Here is a 26192-nt window from a genome sequence, read left to right on the forward strand (position 1 = left end):
TCCCTTAAATCGAAGAATTGAACCCGGCCATGCTGGACGGGTTTCCGTCCACTATATAATTCGGGGAGAGAGAGTGTCATCCACAAACCCGGCAAAAGAAAGGTTTTCCCAATGGCGGTTCCCGGCATCGGTGCCCTGGCCCCCGACTTCAACCTCCCCCGCGATGGCGGCGGCCGTGTCTCGCTATCCGATTTTCATGGCCGGCCGCTCGTTATCTTCTTCTATCCCAAGGATGATACGACGGGCTGCACCGCCGAATCGCTGGCTTTCACTGCGCTGGCGCCGGAGTTTGAAGCAGCAGGTGCCGCCGTTATCGGCATGTCGCCCGATTCGGCCGCCTGCCATGACAAATTCATCAGAAAGCACCGTCTTTCGGTCGCGCTCGCCTCGGATGAGGATAAGACGACGCTGCAGGCCTATGGCGTCTGGAAGGAAAAGAGCATGTACGGCCGCAACTTCATGGGCGTGGAGCGCACGACTTTCCTCATCCGCCAGGACGGCACGATCGCGACGATCTGGCAGAAGGTGAAGGTACAGGGCCATGCCGAGACCGTGCTCGAGGCCGTCAGGAATCTGGCCGCGTGACCGGTGATCTCGCGATAAGCTCGCTGCGCGGCGGCGCTATCGACGCCATCCGATCGGCCGACCTCGACCGCAAGACCGCCCTTGCGCAGGAAAGCGCCACCCGCTGGTTCGCCCGCCGGGTGTCGCTGCGCTCACCGCTCGACGCAGCTCTGCCCGAGAGGCCCGGCCGTCCCGAGAAACCGGTGCTGACGCCGCCGACCCAGGTGGAAAAGCGCTCGCTGCACACGCTGAAAGGCCGGATCGCCCTCCTCCATGCCATTGCCCATATCGAGCTCAACGCCGTCGATCTCGCGCTCGATATCGTCGCGCGATTCGCGACCGAGCCGGTGCCGAATTCCTTCTTCGACGGCTGGATGCAGGTCGCCTTCGAGGAGGCGAAGCATTTCCGCATGGTGCGCGCCCGCCTGAACGATCTCGGCGCCGATTACGGCGATCTTCCCGCCCATGACGGGCTGTGGCAGGCGGCCCATTCGACGCGCAACGACCTGACTGCCAGACTCGCGGTCGTGCCGCTCATTCTGGAAGCCCGTGGTCTCGACGTCACCCCTTCGCTGCAGGCGAAAATGCGTGAAACCGGCGATCTCGAAAGCGCAGCGGTGCTCGATGTCATCTACAACGACGAGAAAGGCCACGTCGCCGTCGGCGCCAAATGGTTCCGCTTCCTCTGCGCGCGGGAGAAGCGCGATCCGGCAAAGGCCTTTCAGGAGCTGGTGCGCGCCAATTTCCGCGGACCGCTGAAGCCGCCTTTCAACGATCTCGCCCGCGCCGAAGCCGGGCTGACGCCATCCTTCTACCGCTCATTGGCATCGATCAGCCATGCCTGAGCTGATTGATTTTCTGACGTAAACGCCGACGACGAAAGCATTCATTAACCATAAACGTGTCTAATTTTCCGAAAGAGGCGTAGAGCATCAATCGGGAGAGCCTGCGTGAACGGCGGACATCAGCACCGGGTATTCGGCAAGCGGGCGCAGGAACATATTCTGATCCTGGCAAGCGGTGACAAGGTTCGCCATATGAGGGTTCGGCCGTGGATGGCCGCCCTCGCCTTCTGCTTCGTCGGCGTCTTTTCCATCGGCTATCTCCTGGCGACCTCCTATCTCGTGCTGCGCGACAACCTGATCGGCGCCACCATGGCGCGCCAGGCCCGCATGCAGCACGACTATGAGGACCGTATCGCCGCCCTTCGCGCCCAGGTCGACCGCATCACCTCCCGTCAGCTTCTCGACCAGCAGGTGGTGGAAGACAAGGTCGACAAGCTGATGGAACAGCAGATGGCGCTCACCTCACGCCACGGCAAGCTCGACAATCTGCTCGACCGCGCCGAAAGCTCCGGGCTCACGGATAAGGACAGCGCGCCGTCTTCGCCTGCGCAATCCTATGCCCCCGCCATCAAGGACAAGCGCGCTTCGCTCGGCGAAAGCGGCATTGAGGCGATCGAGAAACAGCTGGCAGGCGGCGCACCGGCCGACGCCACTCCCGACAATACGACCCTCGCCTACGTGCCGGCCACCGAGACGGTCGGCGATCGCGCCGACCGCATCTTCTCCAAGGTGACGCTGTCGCTGAAGGATGTCGAACAGGACCAGCGCAACCGCGTCGAGCAGCTGACGAGCGACGCCGGCAACGCCGCCAACGCCATCGAGAGCGTGCTGACCCGGTTCAAGATCCCCATGCCCGAGACCGCTGCCAAGCAGGGCTGGGATGACAGCGCCGTCGGCGGTCCCTATGTCGAGCCGGAGAGCAATGACGATTTCAACAATTCGCTGATCGCTCTCGACGGCGCGCTGACACGGCTCGAAGCTGTACGCAGCACCGCCGAATCCCTGCCCTTCCGCAACCCCGCTCTCGGCAAGGAAATGACCAGCCCCTTCGGCAACCGCCGGGATCCTTTCCTCGGCCGCCTGGCGCTGCATTCCGGCATAGACTTCCGCTTTTCGCCGGGTGAAAAGATCCGGCCGACGGCGCCCGGTAAGGTGATATCAGCCGGCTGGACAGGCGGTTACGGAAATATGGTCGAGATCGATCACGGCAACGGCATCTCGACGCGTTACGGCCACATGTCCCAGGTCCTGGTCACGGCCGGCGATACTGTCGACCGCAACGACGTCATCGGCCTTGCCGGCAGCACCGGTCGCTCGACGGGCACGCATCTGCACTATGAAGTGCGCCAGAACGGCCGTGCGGTCGATCCAGTATATTTCATGAATGCCGGCCTTAAACTCGCCACCTATATCAAGTAATACCCACCCGGTAACCAAAGCTTCACTCTGCACAGGGTGCGGCCTCTCTATTTCTTGACTTGCCGGCCATTCGGGGCTATGTCGCGCTGCATTGCGGCATGCAATCCCGCCGACTCGTTCAGAGCTCGGCCGAACCGGAACGGAAACTGTTTTCCCTTTGACGACATTCGCTGACCTTGGCTTGAGCCAAAAAGTGCTATCCGCTGTCACAGACGCGGGCTATACGATCCCCACACCTATCCAGGCGGGGGCCATTCCCTTTGCGCTCGAGCGTCGCGACATTTGCGGCATCGCGCAGACGGGCACCGGCAAAACGGCATCTTTTGTCCTGCCGATGCTGTCGCTTCTGGAAAAGGGCCGCGCCCGCGCCCGCATGCCCCGCACGCTGATCCTGGAGCCGACGCGCGAACTCGCCGCCCAGGTCGCCGAGAATTTCGAGAAATACGGTAAGAACCACCGCCTCAACGTCGCCCTGCTGATCGGCGGCGTTTCCTTCGAGGACCAGGATCGCAAGCTGGAGCGCGGCGCCGACGTGCTGATCTGCACGCCCGGTCGCCTGCTCGACCATTTCGAGCGTGGCAAGCTCTTGATGAGCGGCGTCGAAATCCTCGTCATCGACGAAGCCGACCGCATGCTCGACATGGGCTTCATTCCCGACATCGAGCGCATCGCCAAGCTCATTCCCTTCACCCGCCAGACGCTGTTCTTCTCGGCCACCATGCCGCCGGAAATTCAGAAGCTGGCCGACCGATTCCTGCAGAATCCGGAGCGCATCGAAGTGGCAAAGCCCGCTTCGGCCGCAAAGACCGTGACGCAGCGCTTCGTCGCCTCGCACAGCAAGGATTACGAGAAGCGCGCGGTTCTGCGTGAACTCGTCCGCGCCCAGACCGAACTCAAGAACGCCATCATCTTCTGCAACCGCAAGAAGGATGTCGCCGATCTCTTCCGTTCGCTCGAACGCCACGGCTTCTCCGTCGGTGCGTTGCATGGCGACATGGACCAGCGTTCCCGCACGACGATGCTGCAGAACTTCCGTGACGGCAACCTCCAGCTGCTGGTGGCCTCCGACGTTGCCGCCCGAGGTCTCGACATTCCCGATGTCAGCCACGTCTTCAATTTCGACGTGCCGATCCACTCCGAGGACTATGTCCACCGCATCGGCCGCACCGGCCGCGCCGGCCGCTCCGGCGCCGCCTTCACTCTCGTCACCAAGCGCGACACGAAATTCGTCGACGCGATCGAGAAGCTGATCGGCGAAAATGTCGAATGGCTGAATGGCGACCTGAACTCGCTGCCACCGGCGGAAGAAGGCAAGGACAGCGACCGTCCGCGCCGCAACGGACGCGAACGTGGCGACAAGGATCGCGGGCGCGGGCGCGGCAGGCACAGTGCTGCGAGTCATAAATCTGATAACGACATACAGGATAATGACGTCCAAGTGATCGCAGCAGCACCAGCAAAGGCCGAAGTCGTGAAGAACGAGCGCAAAGCAGAGCAGAAGCCGCAAAACAATGCGCGCAACAATCGGCCTTACCCGGCAAACGACGACAGCCGCGACCGCCGCCGTCATCGCGATCACGACGACGGCCCGACCCCGGTCGGCTTCGGCGACGACATCCCGGCCTTCATGCTGATCGCCGGCAGCGCCAAGGTCTGAGCATCCAATGAGCAGGCCCGGCGTCGACTTTCCGGGCCTCGGCGTCGGTTTGGTGATCCTGCGCCAAGGCAGGATCCTTCTCTATAAGCGCATGCGCCCGCCTGAAGCCGGCTACTGGAACATCGTCGGCGGCAAGGTCGATCACATGGAACCGGCTGAAGAAGCCGCGCGACGCGAAGCCGAAGAAGAAACCGGCCTCAAGATCGGTCGGATCGAACGGATCGGCGTGACCGAACAGATCATCGATGCCGACCGCCAGCACTGGATCTCCATCCTTTATCTCGCCCACGACATTGGCGGCGAGCCGCAATTGACAGAACCGGACAAGCTTTCGGATTTCGGCTGGTTTGCCCTGACGGATTTGCCCACGCCGCTGTCGGCCTTCACCAGGGCGGCGATAGCAGCCTTGCCGACTGCCGAACGCGGTTAGAGCCTTTCCTGGTTAGATTGAAGCATTCTGTGGCTCAAACGGAGTCGGATGGTCGACCGGCCGGCGCGCGTCGTAGCCCGGTTCTACGGCCAAGCCGGCCGGTCGACCAGCCGGCCCATTTCAGCCAACCCTCCCGCAGATTTGCCTGGCAAATCTGCAAGACTTTGGAATCGCCGGACGCACTTGTCGCTTCGCCGTGGCGAAGCGGTGCGGCCGGTGGGCCGGGCATGTTTCCGCCAGGATCAAAGGCGATCGGCTCGGACATACCTGGGGGTATGCCCATCGCCAATCGCCTCTGCCCTGACGAAAACCTGCTCCGGCAGAATGCTTCAATCTAACCAGGAAAGGCTCTAATCCTCTGCGCGCAGCGCCGCCTCATAGGCAAGCCTTACCCATTTCGCCATCAGATCGGGATCGTCGTAGGCCTCTTCGGGGATCGACCAATAGGGCATTTTCACCGGTTTACCCTTCTTGCCCTCATAGGCCCATTGCGTGGCGCCGGCTGCGGCAAATTCCGGAGCGCTTTTCTCATCGGCCTTCAGCAGCATCTCGTCGCGCACTTCGACGGCGACGATGCGCCCGAGATGATAAATGCCCTTGCCGCCGAACATGCGCTTGATCGTGACGGGGCCGAGCCCCTGAAACATTTCCTCGATCCCGGCATTATCCATTCTCTGTTTCCTCGCATCCCCGCCAGCCGCATTACAGCGTGTGATAATCCCGGTTCATATAGATGAGCGCCGGGTGCTTCTCGCTGAAGCGGACGGCGGCAACCTCACCGAAGATGACATTGTGCGTCGGCATTTCCTTGATGTCTGTCACCCGGCAATCGAAGGCCGCGAGCGCATCGGCAAGAACGGGGGCGCCGGTGACGAGCGTATCGAAACGGCCGCTGGCGAAGCGCTCGTCATTGGCAATCGCGGTGCGCCCGGAGAAAGCGTCGGCGACGCCCTGGTGGTGGGCGCCGAGCGTGTTGAGCACGAAGATGCCGCTTCGGAAAAAGATCTCGTTCTTCGGATTGGTGTTGTTGAGGCAGAACAGCACCGAAGCCGGATTGTCCGAGACCGAGCAGGCGGCGGTGATGGTGACGCCGCGGCGCAGACCTTCCATCGCCGTCGTCACGAGCTGCACATGACCGGCATAACGGCTCATGGCATCGCGATAAAGGCCGGGGTCGATATGCTGCCTGTTCAACACGTGCTTCTCCCGCGCGCTCTTCTGCCTGCGTCGTTCCTTAAATCGGGATCGATTTAGGAGAACTATGCAGCAATTCAAAATGCTACAGTGTCCTTTGCGCGACTGAAATGACGTCCGACACCGTAGTTCGACTTGCTATCGCGCCAATATGGCGAGCATCGGTTACCTTTTCTACAATAGGACCGGTGAAAAGCGTCGGGTTCCGCTTGTTTTTCTTTGACGATTGCGGCCTTGCGGATAAAAGGGCATGGACGATGGCTAGGGATCTTCGCCTTTCATGATCAACCTGCGTGGCATAGCAGCCTTTCTGACGCTGCTCGGAACGGCGGCCCAAGGCCATGCGGCCGGCGTGACGATCGGCGTCGTCGCCCCGCAGGGCGGGCCGCTCGGCCTCCTCGGCGCGCAGATCGCTGCCGGCGCCGGTTTCGAGATCCAGCAGTCCGGTAATACACTCGTCGCCGTCAACGAGACCTGCGAGGACAATAGCGGCGCGGCGGTCGCCGATGCGCTCGTCAATGCCAAGGTTCAGATCGCAATCGGTTTTCTCTGCAGTGAGACGCTGGAAGGCGCACTGCCGAAGCTGAAGGACGCCAATATTCCCGCGATCACCGTTTCGGCACGTTCGCGCATTCTGATGGAGGATGCGCTGAAAAACGGCTGGCCGCTCTTCCGCTTGGCACCGGCCGATGGCACTGAGGCAGCAAAGATCATCGAGGTGATCCTTAAGGACTGGGCAGCCGACCCGATCGCGCTGATCGAGGACGGCACCATTCATGGCCGCGAACTGACGGAAGCTGTGCGCAATGCGCTGGAGCAGAACGGCCTGAAGCCGGTTTTCACCGATACCTACCGGCCGGGACAGGAGCAGCAGATCGCTCTGGTGCGCCGCCTGAAACGGGCCGGCGCCACAAGGGTCTTCGTTGGCGGCGATCGCAACGATGTTGCCGTCATGGCCCGCGACGCCAAGGCGGAAAACATTCCGCTGTCGATCCTCGGCGGCGATGCCATGCGCGCCGCCGATCAGCCGCTGCCTCTCACTCCCGGCGTGCGTGCCGTCGCCCTGCCCGAATATGCGCTTTTACCGGAAGGCGGGCCGGCGGCCGGCGCTTTGCGCGCCAAGGGCACCGAGCCTGAAGGTTATGTCCTGCCATCCCTGGCGGCGGCCCTGATTGCCGGCCGGGCGGCCGAAGCCGCCGCTGCCGCCGGCAAGCCGCTGCGGGAGACACTTGTCGGCACGACGTTCCAGACACCGATCGGCGCCGTCGCCTTCACCGGCGCGCATGAGCTTTCGCAAAACCCCTACCGCCTGCTCGAATGGCGGGGCAATGGCTTTTTTCCACCTGCTGCGCCGACGCAATGAGCGGCTGCCAGCCCTGAATTTCGGCGCCGTGCGCAAGTGGCGCCCATACGGGAGTAAGACTTGATGACGCTGCCCATTCGCATTGCCCCTTCGATCCTCGCGGCGGATTTCGCCAGGCTCGGCGAGGAGGTGCGCGACGTCACCGCCGCCGGCGCCGATTGGATCCACCTCGACGTGATGGATGGGCATTTCGTGCCGAACATCTCCTTCGGTCCCGATGTCATCAAATCACTGCGTTCCTACACTTCAGCCACTTTCGACTGCCATTTGATGATCTCTCCGGTCGATGATTATCTCGAAGCCTTCGCCAAGGCCGGCTGCGACCGCATCACCGTCCACACCGAATCCGGGCCACATCTGCACCGCTCGCTGCAGACCATCCGCAATCTCGGCAAGAAGGTCGGCGTGACGATCAATCCGGCTACGCCGCTGAGCGCCATCGAGAACGTGCTCGACGACGTCGACCTCATCCTCATCATGTCGGTCAATCCCGGTTTCGGCGGACAGAAATTCATTCCCGCAATGACGGCCAAGATCGCCGCGGCAAAGTCTCTGATCGGTGACCGGCCGATCGAGCTCGAGGTCGACGGCGGCGTCACCGTGGAAACGGCGCCTGATATCGCGCGAGCCGGCGGCAACGTGCTCGTCGCCGGCTCGGCAATTTTCAAGGGTGGTACGGTCGACAGCTACCGTAGGACCGTCGCCGAATTGCGTCAGGCAGCCGAAGGGGCACGAACATGAAGAAGAGTCTGATCATTGGCGGCATGCTTGCCGCCGCATTGGCCGGCCTGCCCGGCTTGTCGCTGGCCGGCGACATTGCCAGCATCCAGCCAATCGGTTTTTCCGCCGACGGCAAGATCTTTGCATTTCAGGAATTCGGCATCAAGGAAAGCGGCAGCGTCCCCTATTCCGAAACCTACTTCATCAATACCGACAGCGGCCAATATCTCGAAGGCACCCCCTTCCGCACCGAACTGACGGATAAGGACGCCAATCTTTCCAAGGCCCGCCGCCAGAACCTGACGGCGGCGCGCAGTCAGATGGATAAGTACGACCTTCTGACAAATCCGGGTCTGATTGCCGCCTTCAACCCGCCAACCGAGCTCGGCTCGCCCTCGAAGACGCTTCGCTACACCACACTTGCGATCGATGGACCGCCGAAGACGCCCTATACGCTCTCACTCGGCGAGATGCCGGTGCCGACGCCGAAGGAATGCGCAACGGTCGACAAGCGGATCCTTGGCTTCAGCCTGCAGATGATCGAGAAGGAAGGTGTCCCGAACCGTCAGGCGGCGCGGCAGGCAACAGCTGTTCCGGCCGAGCGCACATGCTCGGTCGAATTCAGGATCGGCGGCGCGGTGGTCTACCAACCGGAGGGCGGAAATCAAATTCACATTGCACTCGTCCTCGCCTTCGATGCTGAGAGGAACGGACGCTGGATCGCCGTCCCGGTCCATCCCTGAGCATGGATCGCCCGAGGACGGATCGTCTGAGGGCGGCAAAGCCGCCCTCCTCCGATCTCTTTGCCGGCGCACTGCTCTGGGGCGTGCAGATGCTGGCCGCCGCGATGCTCGGCCTGTACCTCCGCAACGGCCTCGAGACGAGCCGGCTCGCCGAGCTGGCGGCACTCTATTTTCTCGGCGGCCTGCTCTCCTGGCCCTTCGCCCTGCCGGTCGCTCGCTTTTTTGCCTATAACAGACCGCCGGAAGCGCGGTTCGCCGCCTTTTTCGTGACGCTGACGGCAGCCACGATCCTGATGACCGCCTTTCTCTTCGCCATGGAATACCGGATCTTCTATTCGCGCTGGCACGCGCCCTTCGGCAGCGTCGCCTGGGCCTTCCAGTTCGTCTTTACCGGCATCAGCGCCGTCTACCAGTTCCTGGTGATCGGCCTTCGCCTTTTCCTGCCGCTTGGCCTCGTCTGCCTTGTCGTCAGCAGCTATCATCTTGCCAAACGCATGCGTTGAGATTGCCGCCCGTCTTTGCTACAGGGGCGCTGAAGCAATTTCAGCAAAAGTGTTCAGCGGTTTTGCGCCCGAAATTGCGCAAAAACAAAACATCGATGCTTAACCTCTTGAAGTGAAGGCAGCCGCCCATGATCCCGCGTTATTCCCGGCCCGAAATGGTCGCCATCTGGTCTCCCGAAACCAAGTTCCGCATCTGGTTCGAGATCGAGGCGCATGCCTGCGACGCGCTGGCCGAACTCGGCGTCATTCCGAAATCGGCAGCGAAGACCATCTGGGAAAAGGGCGGTGCGGCCACCTTCGACGTCGCCCGGATCGACGAGATCGAGGCTGTCACCAAGCATGACGTCATCGCCTTCCTGACCCATCTCGCCGAGATCGTCGGCCCGGATGCGCGCTTCGTCCACCAGGGCATGACCTCGTCAGACGTGCTCGACACCTGCTTCAACGTCCAGTTGGTGCGCGCCACCGATATTCTGATTGCCGATCTCGACCGGCTGCTGGCAGCGCTGAAAACCCGCGCCTTCGAACACAAGGACACCGTCACCATCGGTCGCTCGCACGGCATCCATGCCGAGCCTACCACCTTCGGCGTCAAGCTGGCGCTCGCCTATGCCGAATTCGAGCGCTGCCGCCAGCGCCTCGTCGCCGCCCGCGAGGAAGTCGCGACCTGCGCCATCTCCGGCGCCGTCGGCACCTTCGCCAATATCGATCCGCGCGTCGAGGAACATGTCGCCGAGGCGCTTGGCCTGAAGGCCGAGCCGGTCTCGACCCAGGTCATCCCGCGCGACCGCCACGCCATGTATTTCGCCACCCTCGGCGTCGTTGCCTCGTCGATCGAGCGGCTCGCAACCGAGATCCGCCACCTGCAGCGCACCGAGGTTCTGGAGGCCGAGGAATATTTCTCCCCCGGCCAGAAAGGCTCCTCGGCCATGCCTCACAAGCGTAACCCGGTGCTGACCGAAAACCTCACCGGCCTCGCCCGCATGGTCCGCTCCTACGCCATGCCGGCCATGGAAAACGTCGCCCTCTGGCACGAGCGCGATATCTCTCACTCCTCGGTCGAGCGCATGATCGGCCCCGACGCTACCGTCACCCTCGATTTCGCCCTCTCACGTCTGGCCGGCGTCATCGAAAAGCTGTTGGTCTACCCGGAGAACATGGAGAAGAACCTCAACAAGTTCCGCGGCCTCGTCCACTCCCAACGCGTCCTCCTGGCGCTGACCCAGGCTGGCACCTCCCGCGAGGACGCCTACCGCCTGGTGCAGCGCAACGCCATGAAGGTCTGGGAACAGGGCAAGGATTTCCTGGAAGAGCTGCTGGCGGATGCGGAGGTCCGCGCTGCGCTCTCCGAGGAGGATATTCGCGAGAAGTTCGACCTTGGCTATCACACCAAGCACGTCGATACGATCTTCCGGCGGGTGTTTGGAGCTGCATAAGGATTCTTTTCCACGTCATGGCGGCGCCTTCCGGCGCCGTTGTCTCCTGTGCTGTCTACCCGACGCTCCGTCCTAGCCGCAGCCTGATCATGACCGGGAAGTAGATGCATGTCGCAAGGAGAGAAGGAGCGGACACAATCAGGATAATCTCCAATATTGTCATGTCCTTCCGTGTGAGATCATTTATCCCGCCGCGCATCAAAAAGAACGACGCAACGATTAACACCAACGTTGCGATAAAGATGATGGATCCCCACAAAAATGGCCTTGAATTTACTGCGGCATATTTAATGCGATAAAAAATAAACAATAAAAAAACGATCGGAAGCGAAAGAAAAAACTTCGCGAACAGCAGACCAAGGCCTAGATCACTGAAGAAAAAAGGCAAATGGCCCAATGGCAGCCCTATGAGATAGGCCTGAAAAAACAATTCGACCTGCGGTTCTCTGAGAAAGGAATCGCGCATTTCCCCCTGCAAAACAGCTTTAGACCCGACATGCGTTATAAAGCATATTGCGGAATTCAGCTCTTCTCAAGCGGTCGTTGCTTCATCTTCGAGCCCTTAGCATTCCCCGATCGCTTACGCGCATCGGTCTTTTTCGGCGCAGCGGCTTCCGCGGTCTCCGCAGTACTGCAAGCCTCCGTCTCGCCCCTGCCCTTGGCAGCCTTGGCGACCAGCTGGTCGAGATGTTTCAGCTCCTCCTCGTCGAGATTTTCGATGCCGATGAAGCGATTTTCGGCATGGCTTGTCAGGATGATTTCGTTGAGTTTGGCCTGGATTGCCCGGGTGTCGCGCGTCTGGGCGTTCTGCAGCACGAAGACCATCAGGAAGGTGATGATGGTCGTACCCGTGTTGATGATGAGCTGCCAAGTTTCCGAATAGTCGAAGAAGGGGCCGAGCAAGGCCCAGATAATGACGACGCACAGCGCCAGGATGAAGATGACGGGCTTACCCGCCCATTCCGATGTCTTGGTTGCGAAGCGGGCAAACAGATGCGTCATCGTCACCTCTGAACTCTCTCCTCGGAGTCTCGGGAGCATGATGTTGCTACAATCATGCTCTCGCAAAAAACTCCGAGGCAGGTTCGAGGTTCCCGAAAATCGGGGATCCCACGGTATCAAGGTTTTCCGCGGGCAGGATCGAAGCTATACAGCTTCCCGCGCAATCAGCTTGCGGTAGAGATGCCAGGTCGCGTGGCCGAGGATCGGGATGACGAGCGCGAGTCCGGCAAAGACCGGGATGGTGCCGACGACGAGGAGCGCTGCGACGATCAGGCCCCAGAGCAGCACCGGCACCGGATTGATGACCGTCGCACGGATCGAGGTCACGACGGCGGCGACCGCCCCGATATCACGATCGAGCAGAAGCGGGAAGGTGATGACTGAAATCGCCAGCACGACCAGCGCGAAACCGAATCCGATGAGATTGCCCCAGACGATCAGCTGTAGGCCTTGCGCCGTGCCGAAAACCTGGCGGGTGAAGTCCGTCATGGTGCGCGGAAACACTTCGCCGAGAAGATTGGCGTACAGCGTCTGTGCCGTCACCAGCCAGACGACGAACAGGCCAAAGAGCATCAGCCCGACCGCGATGATCGAAGGCAGCGCCGGCGAATGGCGCACCTCGAGCGCATGCGTCCATGACGTATCGAGGCCTTCCTCGCGCCGGCGGCTGATCTCATAAAGACCGATCGCCGCAATCGGGCCGATGAGCACGAAACCGGACATCAGCGGGAAGACCATTGGCAGAAGATTGGCGCCGGAGGTCCACAGCGTCAGGAAGACGCCGGCAATCGGATACATCAGGCACAGGAACACGTAATGGGAAGGCTTCTCACTGAAATCGTCGAGCCCGCGCTTGAGCGCATCGAAGACGTCGGCGATGCCGATGCGATTGACCACGGGCCGCGCCAGGTTTTCATTGGCACCCGTCATGACATGAAATGCCGCCATGGCTTTCTCCTCCTCAGCCGAGACTTGGTCGGCCGCGGACATGCATCGGCGGGTAAGCCGATACGAAATCCGCAACCGGCACTGGAGTAACATAACAAATTTCAGCGCCCGTGTCGCTCCCTTGCCGCCCCCTCTTGACATCTTGGTCAAGCCTTCTCACATCGGCGGCACTATGAAAGCCTCAGACGCAGATATTCTCATCATCCCCGGCTACACCAATTCCGGCCCCGGCCACTGGCAGAGCCGCTGGCAGGCGAAGCTCAGCACAGCGCGGCGCGTCGAACAGGCCGAATGGACAAAGCCGGTCCGCGAGGACTGGATCGCCCGCATCGCCGAAGAGGTGAACGCCTCGACCCGCCCGGTCGTGCTCGTCGCCCATTCGCTCGGCGTGCCCTCGGCGATCCATGCCATCCCACATTTCCGCAAACGGGTGGCAGGCGCTTTCCTTGTCGCTCCGCCTGAAGTCACCAATCCCGACATTCGCCCCAAGCACCTGATGACCTTCGGGCCCTATCCGCGCGACCCGCTGCCCTTCCCTTCGATCACCGTCGCCAGCCGCAACGATCCGTTCGGCAGCTACGACCATGCCGACGATATCGCCAGCAGCTGGGGTTCCTTCCTCGTCGATGCCGGCGAGGCGGGGCATATCAATGCTGAGTCCGGGCACGGCCCGTGGCCCGAAGGAACAATGGTCTTCGCCCAATTCCTCAGCCGCCTCTCTGCCTGATTTGGAACCCCCGACCCTCGCCATTTCAGCGACCGCTTTCTAAGCATTTCTTAATAGAAAGCCCCCAGACTGCGCCGAGATGAAATCAGCGAGAATGCCCGTGAAGAAAGCCCGCCCGGAGGCCGACAAACCGCATGGCGATCTCGCAGCGGCTGAGGCTGGCGTCGGCAACGGGTCGACCGACGATTCCGATCTGGCCGAGCGCGAGAGCCGCTGGAACCATGCGCTTGTTGGTTCTGGCCTCGGCGTATGGGATCACAATTACCGTCTCGACCGGAAATATTATTCGCCGACGTGGAAAATCATCCGCGGAATGGCGCCGGACGAGGACGTCGCCGGCGACTACGAGGCTTGGCTGCAACTCGTCCATCCCGACGACCGGGACTTCGTCGCTCATGCGATCGAGCGGCAGAATGCCGGCGATCCGGATTATCAGATCTTCCAATATCGTGAACGCCACAGGGACGGCCACTGGGTCTGGATCGACTGCCGTGGCGCCTGCGTCGAATGGGATGAGAACGGGGTACCGACGCGCATCGTCGGCACGGATATCGATATCACCGCCCGCAAGGAAGCCGAGGAGACGCTGTCGCGCCTGTCACGCCGGCTCGATCTGGCGCTGGAAATTTCCCGCATCGGCGTCTTCGAGGCCGACATCGAAAACGACAGCGTCGAATGGGACGATCGCCTGATTGCCATTTACGGCTTGCAGGGTGCGGCGCGCAAGATCGGCGGCGAGGCCTGGGCCGAAAGCCTGCATCCGGACGACCGGGAACGCGTGCTCGGGCTGGCCGACCGCAGCGTCGAAAGCGGCAGCGACTTTCAGCAGGAATACCGCATAATCCGCGGCGACGGCGTCGAACGCATCATCCGTGCCCGCTCGGCCTTCTTCGTCGACGGCAACGGCCAGCGCAAGCTGATCGGCGCCAATTGGGACGTCACCGAGGAGGTCGCGCTTCGCAACGAGCTGCAGCGTGCCAAGGAACTGGCGGAAGCCCGCAACCGCGAACTCGAAGCCGCCAAGGAAAGCATCGAACACCTGGCGCTGCACGATTACCTCACCGGCCTGCCGAACCGCCGCTATCTCGACAAGATGCTCGACGACGGCGCGGCGCAATGCCGGGCTAAAGGCCTCGCTTTGGCGGTTCTGCATATCGATCTCGACCGCTTCAAGCAGATCAATGATACCCTCGGCCATCGGGCGGGCGACGCCATGCTGCAGCACACCGCAAATGTGCTCAGATATTCCGTCCGCGCCGCCGATTTCGTCGCCCGTATCGGCGGTGACGAATTTGTCATCCTCTGCGCCGTCGATGCTGCATCGAAGAAGATCGCCAGCCTGGCCGAACGCCTGATCCGAGAATTGCGCCGACCCGTCAGATATGAGGGGCATGACTGCCGTTTCGGCGCCAGCATCGGCATCGCGGTCAATGGCGGCGCCAAGCTCGACGCCAAGCAGACGCTGCTCGACGCCGACATCGCACTCTATCGTGCCAAAGGTCTCGGCCGAAACCGCTTCGAATTCTTCTCGGCATCGGCCCGCAACGATATCGTCTCTGCCAAGCAGCTCGCCGATGAAATCCTGATCGGCCTGGAGCGCAATGAATTCGTGCCGTTCTATCAATTACAGTTCGACGCCCGCACGCTCGATGTCACAGGCGTCGAGACGCTCGCACGGTGGCAACATCCCGTGCACGGCCTGCTGACGCCAGACCGCTTTCTCGATATCGCCGAGGATCTCGACGTCGTCTCGACGATCGACGCCTTGATCCTCGAGCGCGCGCTGGCGGACCGCCGTGCCTGGATCAAGGATGGCCTGTCGATCCCGAAAATATCGGTCAACGTTTCCGCCCGGCGGCTGACCGATCCCGATCTTGGCAAGAAGCTCCGCGCCCTGAAGATCGAGCCCGGCGCGATCGCCTTCGAACTGCTGGAATCGATCCCGCTCGATGATTGCGACAAGGTGGTGGCGGCCAATTTGAAAAAGATCCGCAAGCTCGGCATCGACATTCACATCGACGACTTCGGCACCGGCCACGCCTCGATCGTCAGCCTTCTGCGCCTGAGCCCGAACACGCTGAAGATTGATCGCGAGCTGATCCGCATGCTGCCGCAGTCTGCCGAGCAGCGTAAACTCGTCGGCTCGATCATCGATATCGGGCGCTCGCTCAATATTCTCGTCATTGCCGAGGGCGTCGAAACGGCTGATCATGTGCGCATTCTGGAGCAACTCGGCTGCGACACGCTGCAGGGCTATGCGCTCGCCCGGCCGATGCCGGCCATGCAGATCCCCTCCTTCATTCGCGTCGGAAGCTGGCGACACGGGCTGACCGCCGCGCGCGGCTTGCAGACGCATCTTCTCCGCGCGACGCCAAGCAGAACCGCCAAATAAAACCTGTATAAGCGGCCCGCCATTTCGCCTTCATTCCAGCGTAGAGAAAAAGCCGCTAGACTCGTAACGCGAATTCATTCGATTCTCTTGGCGCTATTCCGTAAAATCCGGAAACAGGGCCATGAAATCCGGGAACCGGGGCCACGAAATCCGGAAACCGGGGAAGGAGCGACAGGCGGATTGTGAAACACTCTCTTTTCCTTTAAGGGGACGCCACGAGATCGATCCACTCGCGCTATCCCAAGAGCGCCAACAACAGAGAATGACCAAGATGAACCGTCGCCGCCGTATCTACGAGGGCAAGGCAAAGATTCTGTATGAGGGCCCGGAGCCGGGCACTTTGATCCAGTTCTTCAAGGACGATGCCACCGCCTTCAACAAGAAGAAACACGAAGTCATCGACGGCAAGGGCGTTCTCAACAACCGCATTTCCGAATATATCTTCAGCCATCTGAACAAGATCGGCATCCCCACCCATTTCATCCGCCGGCTCAACATGCGCGAGCAGCTGATCAGGGAAGTGGAGATGATCCCGCTGGAGATCGTCGTGCGCAATGTCGCCGCCGGTTCTCTCGCCAAGCGCCTCGGCATCGAGGAAGGCGTCGTGTTGCCCCGCTCGATCATCGAGTTCTATTACAAGTCCGACGCCCTCGACGATCCGATGGTCTCCGAAGAGCACATCACCGCCTTCGGCTGGGCCAATCCGGCCGAGCTCGACGACATCATGGCGCTCGCCATCCGCGTCAACGATTTCATGACCGGCCTCTTCCTCGGCGTCGGCATCCAGCTTGTCGATTTCAAGATCGAATGCGGCCGCCTCTTCGAAGGCGACATGATGCGGATCATCCTCGCCGACGAAATCTCGCCCGACAGCTGCCGGCTCTGGGATATCGAAACCCGCGAGAAGATGGACAAGGACCGCTTCCGCCGCGATCTCGGCGGCTTGCTCGAAGCCTATTCCGAAGTCGCACGCCGTCTCGGCATCATCAATGAAAACGAGCCTGTGCGCGGCACCGGCCCGGTTCTCGTCAAGTAAGGCAGGAAAGACAAAGTGATCAAGGCTCGTGTCACCGTCACGCTGAAAAACGGCGTTCTCGATCCGCAGGGCAAGGCCATCGAAGGCGCGCTCGGCGCCCTCGGCTTTTCGGGCGTCGGCCATGTAAGGCAGGGCAAGGTCTTCGACCTGGAGCTCGAAGGCGCCGACAAGGCCATGGCCGAGGCAGACCTCAAGGCGATGTGCGAAAAACTGCTCGCCAACACGGTCATCGAGAATTACGCGATCGCGATCGACTGACCTGCAGACCTGCCCGTCAACCGGCGGGTCTTATGGATTGAGCGTCATGCTGAAGGCAAAGCTGGAGACGGAAGTCTCGAAATTCATGAGCTATGTTTTGCGCCATGCGCCGGATGCCGCAGGCTTGACGCTTGATGCCGAGGGTTGGGTATCGTTCGATGATCTCGAAAAGGTGCTGACGTCGAAATACGGCGTCTCCCGCGCCGATATCCTCGAGGTGATCGACAACAGTCCGAAGAAACGCTTCACGCTTGTCGATAACAGGATCCGCGCCAATCAGGGCCACAGTGTCGAGGTCGACCTGGCATTGACCCCGGTTGAACCGCCGGCAGTTCTCTTTCACGGCACGTCACTCACGAACTGGCCGTCGATCGAGCGCGAAGGCCTGAAGAAGATGGAGCGGCACCACGTCCATCTATCGGCCGACATCGATACGGCGAAAATTGTCGCCGTGCGCCGCAAGGGCGACTATATCATTCTGCGTGTCGACGCAGCCGCCATGTTTTCAGAAGGCCATTCTTTCTTTGTCGCGGACAATGGAGTATGGCTCGCCGAGAGCGTTCCAGTCCAATATCTTTCGCGAAATGCGGGGACTCTATGAAATCAGCCGTCGTTCAACTTCCGGGCCTCAACCGCGATCGCGACATGATCGCCGCTCTCACCAAGATCACGGGTCACCAACCGGTGACGATCTGGCAGACGGAGACGGAAATCCCCGACGTTGACCTGATCGTCATCCCCGGCGGCTTTTCCTATGGCGATTATCTGCGCTGCGGCGCGATCGCCGCCCGCATGCCGGTCATGCAGGCGATCATCGACAAGGCTGCGAAGGGCGTGAAGGTGCTCGGCGTCTGCAACGGCTTCCAGATCCTCGTCGAAGCCGGCCTGCTGCCGGGCGCGCTGATGCGTAACGCCTCGCTGAAATTCGTCTGCCGCGAGATCAAGCTCGAAGTCGTCAATGCCGAGACGGATTTCACCCGCGCCTACGCGCGAGGGCAGGTCATCCGTTGCCCTGTCGCCCACCACGACGGCAATTATTTTGCCGACGAAGCGACGCTGGCGAAGATCGAGGGCAATGGTCAGGTGCTGTTCCGTTATGCCGAGGGCACCAATCCGAACGGTTCGATCAACGACATTGCCGGCGTGATGAACGAAAAGGGCAATGTGCTCGGCATGATGCCGCATCCCGAAAACCTGATCGAGGCCGCCCATGGCGGTTCGGATGGCCGGGGCCTCTTCGCCTCGGCGCTCGACGTCGTCGCCGCCTGACCCCCACCTCAGCCATGCCGCCCGCAGGCCTACCGCGGGCAACGGCGTGCAGCCGAGAAGACCTTCATCCGGATCACTGGAGCAAGATCAATGCGTCCCCGCCTCTCCGTCGCAAACGCCGCCTTGTTGACTGCTCTGGCAAACATTGTCGCCGCCTGCCAATCACCGGCACCGGCAGCAGGTCCAAACCGGGCGGCGTTGCCGACGATGGAGCGCGTAGCGCTCGGCGCCAATGCCTGCTGGTTCAAATCGGGCGATCCGGCCTTTGCAGCCTATAAGCTCGCTCCGGAGCTCAATTCCTTCTCCGGTCGGCCGCGCATCCTGCTCGTCCACAAGGCCAGCCCGGAAAGCCGGCCGCTGCTCGTCGTCCAGGCCGAGGGAAGCCCTGCCCGTCTGCAGGCCTTTGGTCCGATGATGTCGGACCCCGTCGCCGGCCGCATCGCCGCCGACGTCAATCGTTGGTCCGGCGGCAACAGAGCCTGCAATTGATCGCCGCGGTCGCCCGCAGCATCAGTCCCAGAAAAATGACTTGCCGATTTCGCGTGCGGCTTCGGACTGCGATACCCCGATATCCTTGAGCCCTGCCGCCGTAAGCTCCCTGAGCGCGCGCCGTCCCTCCCGCTTCTGATGCCAGAGACGAATGGCGGCCCAGATCCGTCCCAGAGGCATCGTCGCCTCGGCAGGCGGGCTGGGAAGAATGACGCGCCTGTCCTCATAAGAGACAATCGGCACAATTCGCGTATTGATTTCGGGCAATGCAGACATTCCAGGAATCCTCTCGGCTCATCCGTGGAATTGACTCTTAAACTTGACAGGCACACAGTGACAATATAAGCAATTGTCACCATGACAAATTGGCTTCCTGATCTTTCCCGCGGCTCCGGGCCGGTCTATCTCCGGCTTGCCGACAGCATCGAATCCGCCATTGCGAGCGGCGCCCTGCCCGCCGGCAGCAAATTGCCGCCGCAGCGTAATCTTGCCTATGATATCGGGGTGACGATCGGCACGATCGGCCGCGCCTATGCGCTGGTGCACGAGCGCGGCCTGGTTGCCGGCGAGGTGGGCCGCGGCACCTACGTGCTGAACCGCGCCGAGACGCCGCCCGGCGAACAAACCGATGCACTGGCCGTCTCGCTTGGCGGCACTCGCTTTCAGGACGCGCCGGCCGACAAGATCCGTTTCGATACGACAGCCGCCCCCGATCTCGGCCAGGGCAAGATCATCTCAGCCATCCTCGCCGAGATCGGCGAACAGCATCTCACCGAGATTTCCTCCTATTCCCGTAGCTTTCCGCGGAACTGGTTCGACGCGGGCCGCCGCTGGCTTGCCCGCAGCGGCTGGACACCGGAGGTCGAAAACATCGTACCGACGCTCGGGGCCCATGCCGCGGCGGTTGCCGTTATTGCCGCTGTCTCGGCGCCGGGCGACAAGATCGTCTTCGAAAATCTGACCTATACCCAGGTCAGCCGCAGCGCCCGCCTTCTCGGCCGCCGTACGGTGACGGTCGATTCCGACGAATTCGGCATCATTCCCGACGATTTCGAACGGCTCTGCCAGCAGCAGCATCCGAAGATCGCCTTCCTGATGCCGACCGTGCATAATCCGACAGTGACGATCATGCCCTACGAGCGGCGCGCGGCAATTGCCGCAATTGCCAGAAAGCACAGCGTCTGGCTGATCGAGGACGACCTCTACGGCGGCATGGCCGACGATGAGACGCCGCTCATTGCCGCGCTTGCGCCCGATCGCACCTTCCTGGTCAACGGCCTGTCGAAATCGGTCGCCGCCGGTGTGCGCGGCGGCTGGGTCGCCTGCCCGCCGCATTTTGCCCAGCGCATCAAGGTAACGCACAGGATGGTCACCGGCGGCCTGCCTTTCATCCTGGCAGAGACCTGTGCCCGCCTGGTCGAAAGCGGCCGGGCGCACGAGATCCGCAAGGAAGTTATCGGGGAACTCTCCCGACGTGCCCACCTCGCCCGCGAGCATCTGCGGGGTTTCGACTTCGCGTCGCACCCGCATGCGCCCTTCCTCTGGCTGAAACTGCCGGAGCCCTGGATGTCCGGCACCTTCAAGAATGCCGCCTTTCGCGACGGCGTGCTGGTCGATGACGAAGACGAGTTTAAGGCGGCCCGCGGCGAGAAAACCTACTACCGCATTCGCATCGGCTTCTCCTCACCCAAAACGGGCCAGGAATTGACCGCAGGCCTGATGATCCTGCGCCGGCTGCTGGAAAATGGCGGTTCCGCCTATGACGGCGAAATATGACCTGTTGCAAATACACGCCATAATTCCGAAAAAACGCACACGCCTGACGAGAGCGCTTTACCGCTCCGACCCCCGTGCTACCTCTTTGTTATTCCCGCTTGGTGCGAATCAAAGGACGGCAGATGAGGGTCGAGTTCGGAAAGATCGCGTTACGCTTCTTGGGGCTGGCATCCGTGGCGGCCGTAGCCGTCACTTCGATGGCGGGTTCGGCCAATGCCGGCGAGCAGATATTCGATGAATTGCGATTCGGGGCCTCCGCCTCGGTGCAATCGGGTCGTGCCGGGGAAGATGGCGTTTTTCCGGAGATTACCGCTCTCTTCGATCCTTTTGGATATGAGGAGGCCGTCGGCTGGCAGCAACAGCTGTTGCATCCCCGCGTCCATCTCGGCACCTCGATCGGCACCTCGGGTGAAGCAACGCAGTTCTTCACGGGCTTCACCTGGACGGTCGATCTCAACGAGAAGCTCTTTGCCGAAGCCGGATTCGGCGGGGTCATCCATACCGGCGAGCTGGACGACAATGATGACGGCCCGGAACTCGGCTGTCGCGTTCTGTTCCACGAATATGTCGGCGCCGGCTACCGTTTCACCCGCAATTGGAACGTGATGGCCCAGATCGCCCACTCCTCTCATGCCGATCTCTGCGACGGCCCGAACGACGGTATGACGCGCGCCGGCATCCAGATCGGCTACAAGTTCTGAGCGATTGCCGCCTTCACGAGAACAAAAGCCTGTCCGCCCTGTAAACTGAACCCCGAAGTTGGGTGTCCAACTTCGGAGATCAGTTCACTGTGTTGACGGTGGTTTTTTTCTGTCGCGCGCCGCCGCTACATAAGCTAAAGACAGCGCAAACCGCGCCAGGGACTTTCCGCTCATGACCATTCCAAACACCATCCCGATCACGTCGGAACTCATCGCAAGCCACGGCTTGAAGCCGGACGAGTACCAGCGCATTCTGGATCTGATCGGCCGCGAGCCGACTTTCACCGAGCTCGGCATCTTCTCGGCCATGTGGAACGAGCACTGCTCCTACAAGTCCTCGAAGAAATGGCTGCGCACGCTGCCGACCAAGGGGCCGCGGGTCATCCAGGGGCCCGGCGAGAATGCCGGCGTCGTCGATATCGATGACGGCGATTGCGTGGTTTTCAAGATGGAGAGCCACAATCACCCCTCCTACATCGAACCGTATCAGGGTGCTGCGACCGGCGTCGGCGGCATCCTTCGCGACGTCTTCACCATGGGCGCCCGGCCGATCGCCGCGATGAACGCGCTGCGCTTCGGTGAGCCGGATCACCCGAAGACCCGCCATCTCGTCTCCGGCGTCGTCTCCGGCGTCGGCGGTTACGGCAATTCCTTTGGCGTTCCCACGGTCGGTGGCGAAGTCGAGTTCGATGCGCGTTATAACGGCAATATCCTCGTCAACGCCTTTGCCGCCGGCATCGCGAAATCGAACGCCATCTTCCTGTCCGAAGCCAAGGGCGTCGGCCTCCCGGTCGTCTATCTCGGCGCCAAGACCGGCCGCGACGGCGTCGGCGGCGCGACCATGGCATCGGCCGAATTCGACGAATCGATCGAGGAAAAGCGCCCGACCGTTCAGGTCGGCGACCCCTTCACCGAGAAATGCCTGCTCGAAGCCTGCCTCGAGCTGATGCAGACCGGCGCCGTCATCGCCATTCAGGACATGGGTGCGGCCGGGCTCACCTGCTCGGCCGTCGAAATGGGCGCCAAGGGCGATCTCGGCATTCTGCTGGAACTCGACAAGGTACCGGTCCGTGAAGAGCGGATGACCGCCTATGAGATGATGCTGTCGGAAAGCCAGGAGCGCATGCTCATGGTGCTGCAGCCGGAAAAGGAAGAGCAGGCCAAGGCGATCTTCGTCAAATGGGGCCTCGACTTCGCCATCGTCGGCAGGACGACCGATGATCTGCGCTTCCGCGTCATGCATCAGGGCGAAGAAGTCGCCAACCTGCCGATCAAGGATCTCGGCGACCAGGCGCCTGAATATGACCGCCCTTGGCGTGAATCCGGCAAGCCGGCGCCCCTGCCCGCTAATCTCGTCGCCGCCCCCGAGGATTACGGCCAGGCGCTGCTCCAGCTCGTCGGCTCCGCCAATCAGTCGAGCCGCCGCTGGGTCTACGAACAGTATGACACGCTGATCCAGGGCAATTCTCTGCAGCTCCCCGGTGGCGACGCCGGTGTCGTGCGCGTCGATGGCCACAAGAGCAAGGCGCTTGCCTTCTCCTCCGACGTGACGCCGCGTTATGTCGAGGCCGATCCCTTCGAGGGCGGCAAGCAGGCGGTCGCTGAATGCTGGCGCAACATCACTGCGACAGGCGCCGAGCCGCTTGCCGCCACCGACAATCTCAACTTCGGCAACCCCGAAAAGCCCGAAATCATGGGCCAGTTCGTTCAGGCGGTGAAGGGCATCGGCGAAGCATGCCGCGCGCTCGATTTCCCGATCGTCTCCGGTAACGTCTCGCTCTACAACGAGACCAATGGCGTCGCCATCCTGCCGACGCCGACGATTGCAGGCGTCGGCCTGCTGCCGGACTGGCGCAAGATGGTCCGCATCGGCAGCGCCAATGTCGGCGACAAGGTGATCATGATCGGCGTCGACGGCAGCCACCTCGGCCAGTCCATTTACCTCCGCGATGTCCTTTTCAGCCGCGAGGGTCCGGCGCCGGAAGTCGATCTCTTCGCCGAGCGCCGCAACGGCGATTTCGTCCGCTCCGTCATCCGCAACGGCCAGGCGACCGCCTGCCACGACATTTCCTCGGGCGGCCTGGCCGTTGCCCTTGCCGAAATGGCCATGGCCTCGGACAAGGGCATTCAGATCGATCTCGCCGAAGGCAAGGGTGCTGCGCATGCGCTGCTCTTCGGCGAAGATCAGGCCCGTTACGTGCTGACTGTGCCGGCCGATGTCGCCGATTTCGTCTGCGTCAATGCGGAAGGCGCTGGCGTTCCCTTCCGTCGCCTCGGCACGGTCGGGGGCGATACACTTGATGTCGGCGATCTTATTTCACTGCCGATTCAGCAATTGCGCGATGCCCATGAATCGTGGTTCCCTGATTTCATGGAAGGCCGCGGCGAACTTGCCGCGGAATGATGCGCAAGGAGTAACGATCATGGCCATGAAACCCGGCGATATCGAAGACATGATCAAGGCTGGGATTCCCGGTGCCAAGGTGACGATCCGCGATCTGGCGGGCGACGGCGATCACTACGCCGCCGAAGTCGTCGCCGAAGCCTTCCGCGGCAAGAGCCGCGTGCAGCAGCACCAGATGGTCTACGAGGCGCTGAAGGGCAATATGGGTGGCCTATTGCACGCTCTCGCTCTGCAGACCTCCGCGCCGGATTGATATGCCGGCTTCGCCCGGTTGAAGCTTGAAATGAAACAGACCCGGGTGGAAGGATTCCTTCCTGCCGGGTCTTTGGTTCTCTGCAAAGCGGTTCTGGATGACAAAGGTGCCCGAACTCGTATGCACCCTACGTCAAACAGTTGCGACCACCTTGAGCTGGCGCGCAACCATTTAGGTCAGGCTGATACGCTTGCCCGCTGCGGCGGATCGCTTCACGGCATCGATAACCTTCAAGGTTTCTAGTCCCTCACGTCCGCTGACCAGCGGCGCTTCTTCGCCTCTGATGACCCTGCAAAGCTGGCGTATCTGCAAGATGAGCGGGTCTTCATTCTCGACTTCGGCGCGATTGCATTCGAATGGTTCCGTCCAACTCCGCTTGCTGGGATTGCTCCACATTTCGAGTGACGGCACCGACAGCGACCCGCGGGTGCCGCCGATCATGTAGCAGGCCTCCCCAGTTTTAGGATAGGCGGGATTTTCGCCGGTCGTCATTTCCCAACTCCATGGGGCGACGACGCAATCCGAAACGGAAGCAGTGCCGAGAATTCCGTTCTTGAACTCGATGAGGATCACTGCGGTCTCCTCAACGGCGTTTCCGCGAACTGCATTGGATTCGCATGCCTGGACGGCAGCGATATCTCCAAACAGGTAACGAAGGTTGTCGATGTCGTGGATCAGATTGAGAAAGACTGGTCCCGCGCCGCGTTCGCGCCGCCAGGAAGTGTCGAAATATTCCTCCGGTTTGAATAGCCAGAACATGGCATTTACGACCAGTATTCGCCCGAGCTCTCCGCTTTCGATAATCTGTTTAGCCCTTTGCATCATCGGATTATGTCGGCGATGATGTCCGGTCAGCAGCGGAACGCCTTTGGCCTCGGCTATCTGAACAAGCTTCTCGCCAGCGGCAATATCGTCGGCGATTGGCTTCTCGATCAAGGCCGGGATGCCGGCCTCTACGGCCTCAAAGCCGTTTCTGACATGGATCTGGTTGGGCGTCGCGATGATGACGCCGTCGGGGCGCCCCGCGGCGACCAGTTCAGCGAAGCTCGAAAACCATTTGGTGCCGACCTCGCTTGCGATCGCCTCTCCAGCCGGGGTCGGATCGACGATAGCGATAAGCTCTGCCATCGGTTCGTCCAGCACGTGTTTGATGTGACGCCTTCCGATAAGCCCCGCTCCGAGGACCGCCAGTCTGACTGCGGGAGCCATTGTCACTCCTTCTTCGGCACCTTGAGCATCGTCGCGACTCGGCGGATTCCGAGCTGATAGCCCTCCGTACCAAGACCGGCGATGACTCCATCGGCGCGGTGGGAAACGAAAGAATGATGACGGAAGCTTTCACGCTTATGCACGTTGGAGATATGGATCTCGATGACGGGACCTTCGAATGTGTTCAAGGCGTCGAGAATTGCCAGCGACGTGTGCGTGAATGCGGCCGGATTGATGACGATGCCGGCTCCGTCTTCGCGCGCTTCGTGGATCCAGTCGATGATTTCATATTCACGGTTGCTCTGGTGGAAACGGATCTCGTGGCCGAGTTCCGAGGCCAGTTTCCGGCAGTCTGCTTCGACGTCGGCCAGCGTCTCGTGACCATAGATGTGAGGCTGACGCTTGCCGAGCAAATTGAGGTTTGGGCCGTTGAGAACGTAGATCAAACTCATTGTAATTGTCCTTGTGAGGGCGTTGCCAGGCTCAGGCGAACGCTATTTGCTGGAATGCGAAGTCCGGATCGGATTCGTAAAGATCTGCCCGCAGCCCCAGCCGGCCCGCATGCAGCGCGGGGGCCGCTACATCGCACGCGGCTTCGAGGACCGCCTTCAACAGCCGCCGCTTCGTTTCTGCCGGCCGGCCAGGCGCCATGCGCACGATTATCTGGATGAAGTGATTGTCCGGATGCTCGTCGCCGACGCAGGAGAAGGTCGCCTCCCTGGCAAACGTCCGCACGGCTGTGGGTTTCACCAGGCCTCCGTCGCGCACTCGATGATGGACCGCTCTGGTCAATTCGTCGATCGCTACCCGTTCGGCAGCACCTCGGCTGTAGTCGATGATAATGTGCGGCAAGG

30 protein-coding genes are annotated in these 26192 nt (G+C 61.4%); 21 read left to right on the top strand and 9 right to left on the bottom strand.

Annotation, left to right across the window (positions count from 1 at the left end; all coding sequences use genetic code 11):
• Nucleotides 1-111 precede the first annotated feature (111 nt).
• The 5 genes from AMK00_RS11580 (at nucleotide 112) to AMK00_RS11600 (ending at nucleotide 4915) form a co-directional block, all read left to right on the top strand.
• On the top strand, nucleotides 112-585 hold the full coding sequence (locus AMK00_RS11580; RefSeq protein WP_064802838.1) for a peroxiredoxin: 474 nt from the start codon (nucleotides 112-114) through the stop codon (nucleotides 583-585).
• Entirely contained in the window at nucleotides 582-1409 is an 828-nt protein-coding gene (locus AMK00_RS11585) for a ferritin-like domain-containing protein (protein WP_064810466.1), read from the top strand. Before AMK00_RS11580 ends, AMK00_RS11585 begins: the two co-directional genes overlap by 4 nt.
• Before the next feature lie 105 nt (nucleotides 1410-1514).
• Nucleotides 1515-2828: a peptidoglycan DD-metalloendopeptidase family protein gene (locus AMK00_RS11590; protein WP_064810467.1), complete on the top strand. Its 1314-nt coding sequence runs from the start codon at nucleotides 1515-1517 to the stop codon at nucleotides 2826-2828.
• 157 nt (nucleotides 2829-2985) lie between these two features.
• A complete protein-coding gene (locus tag AMK00_RS11595) occupies nucleotides 2986-4485 on the top strand; it encodes a DEAD/DEAH box helicase (RefSeq protein WP_064810468.1) in 1500 nt (499 codons plus the stop codon).
• Nucleotides 4486-4492: 7 nt separating this feature from the next.
• Nucleotides 4493-4915, top strand: coding sequence for an NUDIX domain-containing protein (locus AMK00_RS11600; RefSeq protein ID WP_064810469.1), 423 nt, complete (start codon nucleotides 4493-4495; stop codon nucleotides 4913-4915).
• Between the two features lie 350 nt (nucleotides 4916-5265).
• Here AMK00_RS11600 and AMK00_RS11605 read toward each other — a convergent pair whose 3' ends face one another.
• Together AMK00_RS11605 and AMK00_RS11610 are read right to left on the bottom strand one after the other, a co-directional pair.
• Nucleotides 5266-5586, bottom strand: a complete 321-nt coding sequence (locus AMK00_RS11605) for a TfoX/Sxy family protein (RefSeq protein WP_064802848.1) — start codon at nucleotides 5584-5586, stop codon at nucleotides 5266-5268.
• A gap of 31 nt (nucleotides 5587-5617) precedes the next feature.
• Entirely contained in the window at nucleotides 5618-6112 is a 495-nt protein-coding gene (locus AMK00_RS11610) for a flavin reductase (RefSeq protein ID WP_064802850.1), read from the bottom strand.
• A gap of 277 nt (nucleotides 6113-6389) precedes the next feature.
• On the opposite strand from AMK00_RS11610, the gene AMK00_RS11615 reads away from it, so the two are divergent.
• The 5 genes from AMK00_RS11615 (at nucleotide 6390) to purB (ending at nucleotide 10874) form a co-directional block, all read left to right on the top strand.
• A complete protein-coding gene (locus AMK00_RS11615) occupies nucleotides 6390-7472 on the top strand; it encodes an ABC transporter substrate-binding protein (RefSeq protein ID WP_064802852.1) in 1083 nt (360 codons plus the stop codon).
• 63 nt (nucleotides 7473-7535) lie between these two features.
• Nucleotides 7536-8213 (top strand): ribulose-phosphate 3-epimerase, encoded by a 678-nt coding sequence (rpe, locus tag AMK00_RS11620; RefSeq protein ID WP_064802854.1) that lies wholly within the window; start codon nucleotides 7536-7538, stop codon nucleotides 8211-8213.
• Nucleotides 8210-8935 carry a DUF2259 domain-containing protein gene (locus AMK00_RS11625; RefSeq protein WP_064810470.1) on the top strand — a complete coding sequence of 242 codons (726 nt, stop codon included), beginning with the start codon at nucleotides 8210-8212 and terminating at the stop codon, nucleotides 8933-8935. The genes rpe and AMK00_RS11625 overlap by 4 nt, the downstream gene beginning before the upstream one ends.
• A 2-nt stretch (nucleotides 8936-8937) precedes the next feature.
• Entirely contained in the window at nucleotides 8938-9438 is a 501-nt protein-coding gene (locus AMK00_RS11630) for a hypothetical protein (RefSeq protein ID WP_064810471.1), read from the top strand.
• Nucleotides 9439-9566: 128 nt separating this feature from the next.
• Nucleotides 9567-10874, top strand: coding sequence for an adenylosuccinate lyase (purB, locus tag AMK00_RS11635; RefSeq protein WP_064810472.1), 1308 nt, complete (start codon nucleotides 9567-9569; stop codon nucleotides 10872-10874).
• Between the two features lie 55 nt (nucleotides 10875-10929).
• Here the strand turns inward: purB and AMK00_RS11640 are convergent, their stop codons facing one another.
• The 3 genes from AMK00_RS11640 to AMK00_RS11650 all read right to left on the bottom strand — a co-directional run bounded on the left by AMK00_RS11640 (nucleotide 10930) and on the right by AMK00_RS11650 (nucleotide 12824).
• Nucleotides 10930-11340, bottom strand: coding sequence for a hypothetical protein (locus tag AMK00_RS11640; protein ID WP_064810473.1), 411 nt, complete (start codon nucleotides 11338-11340; stop codon nucleotides 10930-10932).
• Between the two features lie 56 nt (nucleotides 11341-11396).
• Nucleotides 11397-11876: a low affinity iron permease family protein gene (locus AMK00_RS11645; protein WP_064802862.1), complete on the bottom strand. Its 480-nt coding sequence runs from the start codon at nucleotides 11874-11876 to the stop codon at nucleotides 11397-11399.
• Nucleotides 11877-12020: 144 nt separating this feature from the next.
• The gene (locus AMK00_RS11650) at nucleotides 12021-12824 is read right to left on the bottom strand and encodes a DUF2189 domain-containing protein (protein WP_064810474.1); all 804 of its coding nucleotides are present in this window, start codon (nucleotides 12822-12824) and stop codon (nucleotides 12021-12023) included.
• A 172-nt stretch (nucleotides 12825-12996) separates the two neighbouring features.
• On the opposite strand from AMK00_RS11650, the gene AMK00_RS11655 reads away from it, so the two are divergent.
• The 7 genes from AMK00_RS11655 to AMK00_RS11685 all read left to right on the top strand — a co-directional run bounded on the left by AMK00_RS11655 (nucleotide 12997) and on the right by AMK00_RS11685 (nucleotide 18995).
• Nucleotides 12997-13551: an RBBP9/YdeN family alpha/beta hydrolase gene (locus tag AMK00_RS11655; protein WP_064802867.1), complete on the top strand. Its 555-nt coding sequence runs from the start codon at nucleotides 12997-12999 to the stop codon at nucleotides 13549-13551.
• Between the two features lie 94 nt (nucleotides 13552-13645).
• A complete protein-coding gene (locus AMK00_RS11660) occupies nucleotides 13646-15943 on the top strand; it encodes a putative bifunctional diguanylate cyclase/phosphodiesterase (RefSeq protein ID WP_064810475.1) in 2298 nt (765 codons plus the stop codon).
• 271 nt (nucleotides 15944-16214) lie between these two features.
• Nucleotides 16215-16979 (top strand): phosphoribosylaminoimidazolesuccinocarboxamide synthase, encoded by a 765-nt coding sequence (gene purC, locus AMK00_RS11665; protein ID WP_011425538.1) that lies wholly within the window; start codon nucleotides 16215-16217, stop codon nucleotides 16977-16979.
• A gap of 15 nt (nucleotides 16980-16994) precedes the next feature.
• Nucleotides 16995-17237, top strand: a complete 243-nt coding sequence (gene purS, locus AMK00_RS11670) for a phosphoribosylformylglycinamidine synthase subunit PurS (RefSeq protein WP_011425539.1) — start codon at nucleotides 16995-16997, stop codon at nucleotides 17235-17237.
• A gap of 46 nt (nucleotides 17238-17283) precedes the next feature.
• Nucleotides 17284-17838: an RNA 2'-phosphotransferase gene (locus AMK00_RS11675; protein WP_064810476.1), complete on the top strand. Its 555-nt coding sequence runs from the start codon at nucleotides 17284-17286 to the stop codon at nucleotides 17836-17838.
• On the top strand, nucleotides 17835-18506 hold the full coding sequence (gene purQ / locus AMK00_RS11680; RefSeq protein ID WP_064802872.1) for a phosphoribosylformylglycinamidine synthase subunit PurQ: 672 nt from the start codon (nucleotides 17835-17837) through the stop codon (nucleotides 18504-18506). The genes AMK00_RS11675 and purQ overlap by 4 nt, the downstream gene beginning before the upstream one ends.
• Nucleotides 18507-18596: 90 nt before the next feature.
• Nucleotides 18597-18995: a hypothetical protein gene (locus AMK00_RS11685; protein WP_064802874.1), complete on the top strand. Its 399-nt coding sequence runs from the start codon at nucleotides 18597-18599 to the stop codon at nucleotides 18993-18995.
• Between the two features lie 21 nt (nucleotides 18996-19016).
• Here AMK00_RS11685 and AMK00_RS11690 read toward each other — a convergent pair whose 3' ends face one another.
• Nucleotides 19017-19271 (bottom strand): DUF1127 domain-containing protein, encoded by a 255-nt coding sequence (locus AMK00_RS11690; protein WP_064810477.1) that lies wholly within the window; start codon nucleotides 19269-19271, stop codon nucleotides 19017-19019.
• Nucleotides 19272-19352: 81 nt separating this feature from the next.
• On the opposite strand from AMK00_RS11690, the gene AMK00_RS11695 reads away from it, so the two are divergent.
• The 4 genes from AMK00_RS11695 (at nucleotide 19353) to AMK00_RS11710 (ending at nucleotide 24129) form a co-directional block, all read left to right on the top strand.
• Nucleotides 19353-20771, top strand: coding sequence for an aminotransferase-like domain-containing protein (locus AMK00_RS11695; protein WP_064802878.1), 1419 nt, complete (start codon nucleotides 19353-19355; stop codon nucleotides 20769-20771).
• Nucleotides 20772-20893: 122 nt separating this feature from the next.
• The gene (locus AMK00_RS11700) at nucleotides 20894-21472 is read left to right on the top strand and encodes an acyloxyacyl hydrolase (RefSeq protein ID WP_064802880.1); all 579 of its coding nucleotides are present in this window, start codon (nucleotides 20894-20896) and stop codon (nucleotides 21470-21472) included.
• A gap of 172 nt (nucleotides 21473-21644) precedes the next feature.
• Nucleotides 21645-23876 (top strand): phosphoribosylformylglycinamidine synthase subunit PurL, encoded by a 2232-nt coding sequence (purL, locus tag AMK00_RS11705; protein WP_064810478.1) that lies wholly within the window; start codon nucleotides 21645-21647, stop codon nucleotides 23874-23876.
• A gap of 19 nt (nucleotides 23877-23895) precedes the next feature.
• Nucleotides 23896-24129 carry a BolA/IbaG family iron-sulfur metabolism protein gene (locus AMK00_RS11710; protein ID WP_011425547.1) on the top strand — a complete coding sequence of 78 codons (234 nt, stop codon included), beginning with the start codon at nucleotides 23896-23898 and terminating at the stop codon, nucleotides 24127-24129.
• 171 nt (nucleotides 24130-24300) lie between these two features.
• Here AMK00_RS11710 and AMK00_RS11715 read toward each other — a convergent pair whose 3' ends face one another.
• The 3 genes from AMK00_RS11715 to AMK00_RS11725 are packed head-to-tail and all read right to left on the bottom strand — an operon-like array spanning nucleotide 24301 to nucleotide 26190.
• Nucleotides 24301-25338 (bottom strand): Gfo/Idh/MocA family protein, encoded by a 1038-nt coding sequence (locus AMK00_RS11715; RefSeq protein WP_064810479.1) that lies wholly within the window; start codon nucleotides 25336-25338, stop codon nucleotides 24301-24303.
• Nucleotides 25339-25340: 2 nt separating this feature from the next.
• The gene (aroQ, locus tag AMK00_RS11720; RefSeq protein WP_064802885.1) at nucleotides 25341-25790 is read right to left on the bottom strand and encodes a type II 3-dehydroquinate dehydratase; all 450 of its coding nucleotides are present in this window, start codon (nucleotides 25788-25790) and stop codon (nucleotides 25341-25343) included.
• Between the two features lie 31 nt (nucleotides 25791-25821).
• A complete protein-coding gene (locus AMK00_RS11725; RefSeq protein ID WP_064810480.1) occupies nucleotides 25822-26190 on the bottom strand; it encodes a 5-carboxymethyl-2-hydroxymuconate Delta-isomerase in 369 nt (122 codons plus the stop codon).
• Between the last annotated feature and the right edge of the window lie 2 nt (nucleotides 26191-26192).

The sequence above is a fragment of the Rhizobium sp. N621 genome (genome assembly GCF_001664325.1).
Classification (GTDB): domain Bacteria; phylum Pseudomonadota; class Alphaproteobacteria; order Rhizobiales; family Rhizobiaceae; genus Rhizobium; species Rhizobium esperanzae.

Excerpts from the sequence above, each read along its gene's own strand:
- AMK00_RS11580 (WP_064802838.1), top strand. The coding sequence starts at position 112 with ATGGCGGTTCCCGGCATCGGTGCCCTGGCCCCCGACTTCAACCTCCCC.
- AMK00_RS11600 (WP_064810469.1), top strand. The coding sequence starts at position 4,493 with ATGAGCAGGCCCGGCGTCGACTTTCCGGGCCTCGGCGTCGGTTTGGTG.
- AMK00_RS11605 (WP_064802848.1), bottom strand. The coding sequence starts at position 5,586 with ATGGATAATGCCGGGATCGAGGAAATGTTTCAGGGGCTCGGCCCCGTC.
- AMK00_RS11615 (WP_064802852.1), top strand. The coding sequence starts at position 6,390 with ATGATCAACCTGCGTGGCATAGCAGCCTTTCTGACGCTGCTCGGAACG.
- rpe (WP_064802854.1), top strand. The coding sequence starts at position 7,536 with ATGACGCTGCCCATTCGCATTGCCCCTTCGATCCTCGCGGCGGATTTC.
- AMK00_RS11625 (WP_064810470.1), top strand. The coding sequence starts at position 8,210 with ATGAAGAAGAGTCTGATCATTGGCGGCATGCTTGCCGCCGCATTGGCC.
- AMK00_RS11630 (WP_064810471.1), top strand. The coding sequence starts at position 8,938 with ATGGATCGCCCGAGGACGGATCGTCTGAGGGCGGCAAAGCCGCCCTCC.
- purB (WP_064810472.1), top strand. The coding sequence starts at position 9,567 with ATGATCCCGCGTTATTCCCGGCCCGAAATGGTCGCCATCTGGTCTCCC.
- AMK00_RS11640 (WP_064810473.1), bottom strand. The coding sequence starts at position 11,340 with ATGCGCGATTCCTTTCTCAGAGAACCGCAGGTCGAATTGTTTTTTCAG.
- AMK00_RS11645 (WP_064802862.1), bottom strand. The coding sequence starts at position 11,876 with ATGACGCATCTGTTTGCCCGCTTCGCAACCAAGACATCGGAATGGGCG.
- AMK00_RS11650 (WP_064810474.1), bottom strand. The coding sequence starts at position 12,824 with ATGGCGGCATTTCATGTCATGACGGGTGCCAATGAAAACCTGGCGCGG.
- AMK00_RS11655 (WP_064802867.1), top strand. The coding sequence starts at position 12,997 with ATGAAAGCCTCAGACGCAGATATTCTCATCATCCCCGGCTACACCAAT.
- AMK00_RS11660 (WP_064810475.1), top strand. The coding sequence starts at position 13,646 with ATGCCCGTGAAGAAAGCCCGCCCGGAGGCCGACAAACCGCATGGCGAT.
- purC (WP_011425538.1), top strand. The coding sequence starts at position 16,215 with ATGAACCGTCGCCGCCGTATCTACGAGGGCAAGGCAAAGATTCTGTAT.
- AMK00_RS11675 (WP_064810476.1), top strand. The coding sequence starts at position 17,284 with ATGCTGAAGGCAAAGCTGGAGACGGAAGTCTCGAAATTCATGAGCTAT.
- purQ (WP_064802872.1), top strand. The coding sequence starts at position 17,835 with ATGAAATCAGCCGTCGTTCAACTTCCGGGCCTCAACCGCGATCGCGAC.
- AMK00_RS11685 (WP_064802874.1), top strand. The coding sequence starts at position 18,597 with ATGCGTCCCCGCCTCTCCGTCGCAAACGCCGCCTTGTTGACTGCTCTG.
- AMK00_RS11690 (WP_064810477.1), bottom strand. The coding sequence starts at position 19,271 with ATGTCTGCATTGCCCGAAATCAATACGCGAATTGTGCCGATTGTCTCT.
- AMK00_RS11695 (WP_064802878.1), top strand. The coding sequence starts at position 19,353 with ATGACAAATTGGCTTCCTGATCTTTCCCGCGGCTCCGGGCCGGTCTAT.
- AMK00_RS11700 (WP_064802880.1), top strand. The coding sequence starts at position 20,894 with ATGAGGGTCGAGTTCGGAAAGATCGCGTTACGCTTCTTGGGGCTGGCA.
- purL (WP_064810478.1), top strand. The coding sequence starts at position 21,645 with ATGACCATTCCAAACACCATCCCGATCACGTCGGAACTCATCGCAAGC.
- AMK00_RS11710 (WP_011425547.1), top strand. The coding sequence starts at position 23,896 with ATGGCCATGAAACCCGGCGATATCGAAGACATGATCAAGGCTGGGATT.
- AMK00_RS11715 (WP_064810479.1), bottom strand. The coding sequence starts at position 25,338 with ATGGCTCCCGCAGTCAGACTGGCGGTCCTCGGAGCGGGGCTTATCGGA.
- aroQ (WP_064802885.1), bottom strand. The coding sequence starts at position 25,790 with ATGAGTTTGATCTACGTTCTCAACGGCCCAAACCTCAATTTGCTCGGC.